An 8,584-nucleotide genomic window follows, 5' to 3' on the forward strand; every position below is an offset into this window, starting at 1 on the left:
GCACTGCACCATGACATCGTGTCGCCGCCACACTGAACGTCACCGCACTGACCGCATCGGCTGGCTGCGCGCCGCCGTGCTGGGCGCCAACGATGGCATCGTCTCGACCGCCAGTCTCGTAATCGGCGTCGCGGTTGCCGGTCCGAGCCACGGCAACATTCTGGTGACCGGCGTCGCGGGGCTGGTGGCCGGGGCCATGTCGACCGGGCGATCCATTTTGGAGTGCTCGGCGCGGGCGGCGCTCTTCGCCCTCGCACTGGACAGGCTCGAATCGATGATCTTGCGCAGCGCGGTGATGCGCTCCTGGTCGGGGTGGCCCGTCAGCGCGCTCTTGTCGTGGCGGATCATCTCCGCGGCCTAGTGGAAGACGTCCTGGCCGAAGCCGATGGAGCGATGGCGCACGCCGATCAGGTTGCCGCTGAAGTTGATCCCGCTTGTTCCAGCGGCCCTGTTGCTTGGTGTCGCGCTTGTCCTGGCGGCACTGGGCATCCTCATAGCTGACCGTCGTGAACGACTCCTGATGGCCGCGAGCACCAGTTCGCGGCCGTCACTGGTAGCTGACCTTCGGCGTGAAATCGCCCGATTGGCCAAGGACTGCTATCGGCGAATTTGGCGAACAGGCAGTTCCGGCCAGTTCCCGCCATTCGTGGCCGACAGCTTTGGTGCTCAAGCAAACGCGTCGATGAGGGCCCGCGCGCCGGGGAGTGCGCCGTTTTACTTCCGCCAGACCAGAGTGAAGTTGTTTGCCGGCATTGGTACGGCCTCCTCCAGCACAAGGCCTTCATTGCCCGCCACTTCCGCCACTTTGTCGATGTCGCGCACGCCCCAGAGCGGATTCCTTGCGCGCAGTCTCGCATCGAACGCTTCATTGCTCCGCGACGTATGCGCGCCGACGCGCATGTACGGGCCGTAGGTCACAAGCACGCCACCGGCGGGCAGGATCCTGCCGGCGCCCGCCACCAACGCGAGCGTGGCCTCCCACGGGGAGATGTGAATCACGTTGATGCACACGACCGCGTCGGCCGCGGATACGGGCCAGGGATGCTTCGTGACATCGATGGCGAGGGGCGGCTTTACGTTCGACAGGTTGCCTTCGGCCACCCACGCCTCGATGGAAGCATGGCGCTCCACGTCCATCTCGCTGGGCTGGAAAGTGAGGGCGGGCAAAGCCCTGGCGAAGTGCGCCACGTGCTGCCCGGTGCCGCTGCCGATCTCGAGCACGAGGCCGCGTGGCGGCAATACGCGCGCAAGTACCTCGAGGATCGGCTGCTTATTGCGTTCGGGGGAGGGGGCGGTCTCGCGTGAGTCCATGCAGCGATGGTAAGCCTCAAGTCGTGCTCGGCGCCTCAACCGCTCCGTCTGCTGCCTGCCGATGTGTGCCCTCCGCTGCGGGACTTCCTTCAGGTCCCTGTGGGCGGGCTCGGCCGGCAGCTTTGCGGCAACGAGATCAGGAAAGTGGATGTCTCTTCAGGGCCGGACTACCAATTCGGCGACGTGAAAAGCGGCCGTTCGATCGGGCTTCGAAACTGGGTTGGCGCAGTCGGTGAGGCGGGTGGATCGCGGACGAAGTCTGATATGCCTTGGGACCGGTCGTTGCTACCGGGATCTCCTTGGCAACTGGATGACCGGACTCGACGTCTCAGCGTGAGTTCGCCCGGAAGGTTCGGAAACTGCCCTGACCGTTCCATAAAGTGCCAATTGGCCACACCTGCGTTGTCGGTCTCCGTCCGCCCAGTGTCGATGCCCGTTGATGCCAAACATGCTGGGTCGTACGCTAAATCAACTTTGAAAGGGTTTCCTGTTGACGATCGATTTCAGCGCCATCGTGGCGCGTAGCGGCCAAGTGGCCAAAGGACCGTTGGAGCTTCGCAGTTGCCCCGATCAGTATGTTGGCATGCTGTGCGAGTTGGAACGACTCGGGAAGATAACGACCCGCGCCCCGGCGTCGGAGCGCCCGCACCGGCCCGCACTGATCATCGTCCTCGAGTCCCCACACACAAGCGAGTTCGACGGCGACCCGGCGCCTGCCAAAGGGCCAACGGGGCGCAATCTAGCGCAGTTCCTTCGCGAAGTGATTGGCCTGAATGCATCGATCGACCTGCCAGTCATCTTGGTCAATGCTGTGCAGTACCAATGTTCTCTCAGTCACAGCACCAGCGTCTGCCGTGACAAGATTTTTCATGCTGTTTGGACGTTGAACGGCAAGGCCTGCTTCCAGAGGCGGCTTCGGAAGATCTTTGAAGCGGGCGATGCTGTCGCGTGCCTCTGCACGAAGGGTGATAGAGTGCCCTGGCTTCGTCTGGAGGTAGTGGCCGCCATGGAAGAGGCGCTTCCCGGCGTCTCAATCCAACGGCGCACGCACCCCGCCTCTTGGAGCCGMGGGGCGCGCAATCGGACGCCTGAAGACTGGAGACAGCCGGCACCACGGTTAAGGGTTYGATGACTGCGCTGGCGATCGTACAACCCAAGTCCAGCCGCCATAAGTGGCCGTTGGGACGGCGTCGTGCGCTACGAAAAGTAGCGCAGTTACCAGCGGAGTGGCAACTTTCCGACAGCGCGATGCGCTCGCCGGAGACTTCGACGTAGCCGCCCTTGGTCAGGTCGGTCAGCAGCCGGCTGACCAGTGCCTTCGAAGCGCCAACTCGGCCTGCCGTGCGCGCCCGAGCCTGATCTAACGCGTACCAGACTGGGGCGAAGGCCTGCCGCAGGCGCGGCTGGCCGGCGGCCGCCTGCTTGAGTCATCTCACAACGACGCCAGGGCCCGCCGGTCAGTATTGAACGTTGGTGCGCCGGGCAGCGCAGGCGCCGCGACCATGCCTTCCACGGGCAGCCACCGCAGACCGTTGAAGGAGGAGAGCCCACGATGAAGTCCCTACTCGGTTTTGCAGACCGCCGCGGTCCGGCGTTGTTGTTCGCCGGCCCCTTGATCGGGTTGGCTTGGCCAGGTCTGGCGTCGGCGATGAAACCTTGCATGGGAGCAGCGGTTTTTGCGTTCACGTCCTGGAAGGCTGTACAACATCGACGTTACGCCGTCTCGATGACATGCGTCGCAACCAGGTGGCTGCATATTGTTCTGTTTTTGGTGGCTGGCATGTTGGCTTTTGGCACGGCGCATGCAGATGGCGAATGCCGTTCGCTCAAGCAAGCCATCAGAGGMACGACGCAAGCCGGCTATACCGGCTTGTTCTATGCGAACGAGATCGCCAGCGATGCCAGCGCCTCCGATGGGGTCTCGACTCGCAGCGCGTTGAATTCGCGCGTGCGCGTCGAGCTCGAGGCGATGGCCGCGATGTCCTTGGATGCCGGGACAGTGGCCGAGCGGGCGATGGACAGCGGCGCCATCCAGTCCGGCGAACGAGAGCGATTCGTCGCGCAGCTCCGCCAACGATTGCGCGCCAGTCTGCTGCGCGAGCACGCCGGTGCGTCGTGGATCGTGCTGCTGGTCAATCCGACGACCCGAAGTGGTGTGCTGCTGGTGCGCAAATACGAGTTTCCCCACAACGGGCTCGATGGGGTCATGAATGGCGCGGAGCAGGCCTGCGTGCGCGAACGGCTCGAGGAGGTCACATTCTGGCCGACCGAACAACCTTCGGTGGCGTCGCTTCTGAACGGACCCGAGCGCCCCGACTGCGGATTCGCCTCACGTGCGGGCGTAGGCTGTGCGGGTCTCGGCAACCAAATTGCACTTGCCGAGTCGGAAGGCGAATCGATCTTCGCAACAGCGCGCGGCACAAGGGTGCTGTGGGTCTACACGCTCAATTCGCGCACGGGAAAGGGCCGGGCGCTCCGCGTAGGCCCGGAGGGAACGGCGCTTCTCGACACCTGGCTCTTCAATGCGGAGGCTCGCCAGTGAATCGACACGCCTGCGACCACCGCAGTGGATCGAAAGCTTCGTCATGATCCTTGCCGGCGTCTACAACTCGATACCGACGCTGATCGCCGCAAGATGACCCTGCTTCCCATTCCGGCGCCCCACGTGTCAGACACAATGATCGCTTGGCTCTACATCCTGACCAACGCGGCGCGGATATTCACCTACGTACCGCAATTGAGGGCGGTTTGGCGCAGCGCTGACGGCGCACGCGACATCTCCCTGCTAACCTGGGGATCCTGGGTCGTGGCCAATGCGACGGCTGTTGCTTATGGGGCCTTCGTCGCCTGCGACCTGTTCTTCTCGCTGATTGCGATGCTCAACCTGGTGTGTTGTGCGGCGGTGACCCTGGTGGCCGCTCGGCGTCGGCAGACGTTCGTGGCCGGTCGGGGGCCGCAGGCGCTCAACGGCCCGTGAAAGGTGGGCCCGCGTTGCGACAGCCGAGGTCCGCTAGTGAAGACCTCGTCTGAACGGTAGCTTTGGTGCGCACTCAGTTGCGCGCACCGACCGGCGTTCGCGCAGCGCCTGCTGTTCATGGAAGCCCCGCTCCAGCGGGTCGTCGAGCATCTCCCCAGGTCTTGAACTTTCCGTCGGGAGGACAAGTCTCGGTGGCCGATCGTGGGCCGGTATGCTGAGACGGCTCACGGCCAGATGGAGTCCTTGGCGAACGGCCGCTATCCGGCCGCCCGGCTGTGCTGGCCGGTTCATCAATCCCAGTGAGCCGGCGCCAGGCGCCAGGCGCGAGCGCTGGGGCCTCGCGCCAGCGGATTTTCAACGATGCCGCTGGCGCGCGCGCTCCGTCTTGGCGCGGGTGGGGCGACTCAAGGTCTGCGTACCTGGTATGTGCCTCTTGCCCCATCGCACCAACGCGAGCAGAACGTCTCCCATGGCGGTGCCCTTCTCACTGAGCACGTACGCATAGCGAACCGGACGCTCCTGGTATGCCGAGCTCTCGACGATCCCGGCGGCCTCGAGGCGCTTCAACCGATCGGCGAGGATGTTGGTCGGAATCTTCTCAGGCGAGTCCAACAGCTCTCCAAAGGTGCGCTTGCCGTGGAGCATGTCCCGAATGACGAGCAACGACCATTTGTCCCCCACCAGATCGAGCGTGTTGGCAACGGGGCAGACCGATCTTCGAAATCCATCTTCCGGCTTGTTCATCTTCGCTTCCATCTGTCGCGGCGTCGTCCGCGCGAGTAACTTGCAAAATGCAAGTTAGTATGCTACGTTGATAGTAACTTGCAAAGTGCAAGTTACTATGCAAAGGAGATGCCATGTCAAATGCTGTCCTGTCGCAACCCACTCAGTCGAGGCCGCCAGCCCTTCCGGGCACAAGGCGGGTCGTCGCAATCGTGCTGGCCGCCTGGTTCATCCTCGTCATGCTGCTGGGCGCCAGTGGTGCCTTCGTCACGCCCCCCGGCTCGCCGCCCTTGCGATTGTTGATCGGCGTCACGGCACCCATCGTCGTGTTTCTCGCCGGCTATCGGATCTCGCGCTCATTCCGAGAACTTGTTCTGACGGCTGACCTTCGCTTCATGATGGCGGTCCAGGCGTGGAGACTGGCCGGGCTGGTCYTCCTGGCGCTACACACCTCTGGCGTCTTGCCGGGCAGCTTTGCCTGGCCCGCAGGACTTGGCGACATCGCGATCGGATTGACCGCGCCTTGGATGCTGGCTGCCCTGATCAACCGGCCCGGCTTCGCCGCCAGCAAGACCTTCATGGTATGGAATGCGCTCGGGCTATTGGACCTCGTCGTGGCCGTTGGCACCGGGGCACTCACTGCGAGCCTCGCCGTCGGAGTCGCCGGGGAGCCTACGACCAGCCCGATGGCACTGTTGCCGCTCCTGCTCATCCCAGCCTACCTCGTGCCTATTTTCGCGATGCTCCATATGACGGCGTTTTTTCAGGCGCGACATCAGGCGGGAACCTGAAATGGCAAGTCTGCCCAGGTGAGCCGGAGTTCCTACGTCGCCGCTGAAGTCCGAAGAAATGACACGGACGTGGCGGCGCCCCCGTCACCGAGCAGCAAGATGGGACGGCCAGCCGCTCACGGGCCAAGAGCGTCCAGCCAGCGATAGACACCGCTCAGCATGAACGCAGAGCTCCCCAGAACGGCTGTTCGCGCCCTGGGCCCGCCGGCGCGCACACCGACCGTCGTGCGGTCATCCCGGCCGCCACGCCATATCGATGCGGCCGTCGACGATACCGATTCGCCGGTCCGCGGCCGAGGCGAAGTCGGCGTCGTGTGTGACGGCGACCACGGTCTTGTTGAACTCGTGAGTCAGGTTGCGCAGGATGTCGCGCACGTTGGTGCTGGCGGCCGAATCGAGGTTGCCGGTTGGCTCGTCGGCGAGGACCACAAGCGGGTCGTTCGCTAGCGCGCGGGCGATCGCCACGCGCTGGCACTGGCCGCCCGACAATTGGCTTGGCCGCTTGTGGTGCTGGCCCTCCAGCCCGATCCTGTCCAGGAGCTCGCCGGCGCGCGCCCTGGCCGCTTCGATGGAGACGCGGCCGAGCTTGCGCATAGGCAGCGTCACGTTGTCGAGCGCGCTGAATTCGGGCAACAGGAAGTGAAACTGGAATACATAGCCCAGCCGCACCAGCCGAAAATCGGTGAGCCGGTCCTCATCAAACCCGCTCGTGTCTTCGCCGTCGATCCAGACGCGCCCCTGGGTGGGTGCGTCGAGCAGCCCCAGCAAGTACAGCAGCGAGGACTTGCCGGAACCCGACGGTCCCATCACGCAGACGAATTCGCCGCGTTCAATCTGCAGGCTGACGTCGTTCACCAGCGTGACAGGCACTTCGCCGCCGAGCGTGCGCGTCACGTGTTCGACGCGAATCACGGGGCCGGACGGCGATTGAGCACCACTCACGCCGCACCCCGCAGGATGTCCACCGGACGCACGCGCCCGGCGCGCCGCGCGGGCAGATACGAGGCCGCGACGCACGACAGCATCGCGAACGCCGCCGCCAGCACATACTGTTCGGCGCCCCAGAACATCGGCAGATGCACGACCTCGGTCACCCCGGGCGGCCTGATCTCGATCTGCTCCATCAGATACATCAGCACCAGGCCAAGCAACTCGCCCAAGGCGCTGCCGATGACTCCGACGATCAGCCCTTCGAGAAGGAAAATGCGGCGCAGGTCGCGCGGATGGAAACCCATCGATTTCATGATGGCAATGTCGCGTGTCTTCTCCATCACGATGGTCGAGATCGTGTTGTAAATGCCAAATGCGGCGACCACCAATATCGCCGAAACCACGCTGTACATGATGATGTTGCGCACAAGCAGCAGGCTCAGCAGGTCTTCTGAAGCCTCGATCCACGACACGGACTTGTAGCCGGTGGCGGCTTCGATGGTCTGCGCCACGCTTTGCGCCGTGTAGGGGTCGGTGAGTTGGATGATCACTCGGTTGACGCGGTTCTCGCGCCCCAGCAGCGACTGCGCCCGCTTGAGCAGCACGAAGGCCTGGGCTTCGTCATAGGCGGCGTTGCCGGTGCGAAAGATGCCCACCACGCGCAAGGACCGGCTGGTGCCGTCGGCGGCCAGCACGATCAGTGTGCTGCCCAGGTGCAGGCTGAACTTGTCGACCAGCCCGCGACCGATGACGACGCCGTTGGGATCGGCGGACAGCGCGTCGAGCGAACCCTCGAGCATCTTCTCCTCGATGGTCGTCACATGCTTCATCTTTTCGGGCACCACCCCGGACAAGGTGACCCCCTGCTGGCGTCCGGCGAAGGTCAGCACGGCCGCGTCGGCAAGTACCGGCGTGGCCCTCACACCCGGCAGCGTCTCGATCATGGCGAGGCGTTGCTGCCAGCCGCGGATGCCACGCGTTTCGCGCAGCGGTCGCACGTTGCGCACGCTGACCGCGCCATCCGGCCAACTCAGCGCGGCCGGTTGCACGCGTCCCTGGCGCACATCGTCGTAGACGGTGATGTGCGGACTGTTGTCGACCAGACGCTTGAGGAAGTCGGTCTCCGAGCCGCGCATCAGCCCCGACACGGCGAGAAAGAATGCGACGCCGAGCACCACGCCGGTGAGCGAGACCAGCGTTTGCCGCTTGCGGCTCGTCAGGTGCGCCAGCGCGACGTCGAGGGCGATCGTCATCACATCAATTCCTGCGCGATGCCGCCGGAGCCGCCGGAGCCGGCACGCCGCGCGCGCGCTGCCCGTCGCGCAGCGCATCGGGCGGCGACAGCACGACCATCTCGCCATCCGCGAGCCCGGACGCGATCTCGGTTCGCTCGCCACCGACGACGCCCTTGACCACGGTGCGCCGCTGCAGTCGGCCTTGTGCCAACACCCACACCACATCCGACTTCAGCGTGCGATTGGGCACCAGCAGTGCGCCTTCACGCCGCGACACGATCAGGTTGGCGTCCATCGTCATGCCGCTGCGCATCGGGCCGGCATCGACCGCCGGTGCGTCGGCCAGCCGGATGCGCACGCGGTAACTGCGCGAGACCGGGTCGCCCTTGGGCGTGATCTCGCCCACCTCGCCTTCGAACAGGCGGTTGGGCAAGGCATCGCTGCGCATCGAGACCTTCTGGCCCACTTCGACGCGTGCGATGTCTTCTTCGTCGACCTCGGCCGTCACGCGCAACGGCGCACAGCAGGCCAGCGTGAACACCGCTTGGCCGGCAGGCACGAACTGGCCGGCTTCGCCATCGCGGCGCAGTATCACGCCGTCGGCCGGGGCCACGAGC

Annotated in this window: 9 protein-coding genes and 1 pseudogene; 5 read left to right on the forward strand and 5 right to left on the reverse strand. The window is 64.8% G+C overall.

The window, feature by feature from the left end:
• Positions 1–10 precede the first annotated feature (10 nt).
• A pseudogene (locus AC1D2K_RS23675) lies at positions 11–202 on the forward strand (VIT1/CCC1 transporter family protein); the annotation flags it as partial.
• A gap of 512 nt (positions 203–714) precedes the next feature.
• Here AC1D2K_RS23675 and AC1D2K_RS23680 read toward each other — a convergent pair.
• Positions 715–1,311 carry a DUF938 domain-containing protein gene (locus tag AC1D2K_RS23680; RefSeq protein WP_478091433.1) on the reverse strand — a complete coding sequence of 199 codons (597 nt, stop codon included), beginning with the start codon at positions 1,309–1,311 and terminating at the stop codon, positions 715–717.
• Between the two features lie 490 nt (positions 1,312–1,801).
• On the opposite strand from AC1D2K_RS23680, the gene AC1D2K_RS23685 reads away from it, so the two are divergent.
• The 3 genes from AC1D2K_RS23685 (at position 1,802) to AC1D2K_RS23695 (ending at position 4,288) form a co-directional block, all read left to right on the forward strand.
• Positions 1,802–2,443, forward strand: coding sequence for a hypothetical protein (locus AC1D2K_RS23685; protein WP_478091435.1), 642 nt, complete (start codon positions 1,802–1,804; stop codon positions 2,441–2,443).
• 420 nt (positions 2,444–2,863) lie between these two features.
• Positions 2,864–3,853: a hypothetical protein gene (locus AC1D2K_RS23690; RefSeq protein ID WP_478091436.1), complete on the forward strand. Its 990-nt coding sequence runs from the start codon at positions 2,864–2,866 to the stop codon at positions 3,851–3,853.
• A 93-nt stretch (positions 3,854–3,946) separates the two neighbouring features.
• Positions 3,947–4,288, forward strand: a complete 342-nt coding sequence (locus tag AC1D2K_RS23695) for a hypothetical protein (RefSeq protein WP_478091437.1) — start codon at positions 3,947–3,949, stop codon at positions 4,286–4,288.
• Between the two features lie 354 nt (positions 4,289–4,642).
• On the opposite strand, the gene AC1D2K_RS23700 is transcribed toward AC1D2K_RS23695, so the two are convergent.
• Positions 4,643–5,032, reverse strand: coding sequence for a winged helix-turn-helix transcriptional regulator (locus AC1D2K_RS23700; protein ID WP_478091439.1), 390 nt, complete (start codon positions 5,030–5,032; stop codon positions 4,643–4,645).
• A 113-nt stretch (positions 5,033–5,145) separates the two neighbouring features.
• Here AC1D2K_RS23700 and AC1D2K_RS23705 point away from each other — a divergent pair, with 113 nt between their 5' ends.
• Complete coding sequence (locus AC1D2K_RS23705; RefSeq protein WP_478091440.1) at positions 5,146–5,802, forward strand: hypothetical protein; 657 nt, start codon at positions 5,146–5,148, stop codon at positions 5,800–5,802.
• A gap of 231 nt (positions 5,803–6,033) precedes the next feature.
• Here AC1D2K_RS23705 and AC1D2K_RS23710 read toward each other — a convergent pair whose 3' ends face one another.
• The 3 genes from AC1D2K_RS23710 to AC1D2K_RS23720 all read right to left on the reverse strand — a co-directional run.
• Positions 6,034–6,714, reverse strand: a complete 681-nt coding sequence (locus AC1D2K_RS23710; RefSeq protein ID WP_478091441.1) for an ABC transporter ATP-binding protein — start codon at positions 6,712–6,714, stop codon at positions 6,034–6,036.
• Between the two features lie 26 nt (positions 6,715–6,740).
• Positions 6,741–8,093, reverse strand: a complete 1,353-nt coding sequence (locus AC1D2K_RS23715) for an ABC transporter permease (RefSeq protein ID WP_478091443.1) — start codon at positions 8,091–8,093, stop codon at positions 6,741–6,743.
• Positions 7,990–8,584 (reverse strand): efflux RND transporter periplasmic adaptor subunit (locus tag AC1D2K_RS23720; protein ID WP_478091442.1); only part of this gene is annotated, 595 nt, incomplete at its 5' end. The genes AC1D2K_RS23720 and AC1D2K_RS23715, both read right to left, overlap by 104 nt.

It is taken from the genome of Variovorax sp. P1_H12_2 (assembly GCF_056405335.1).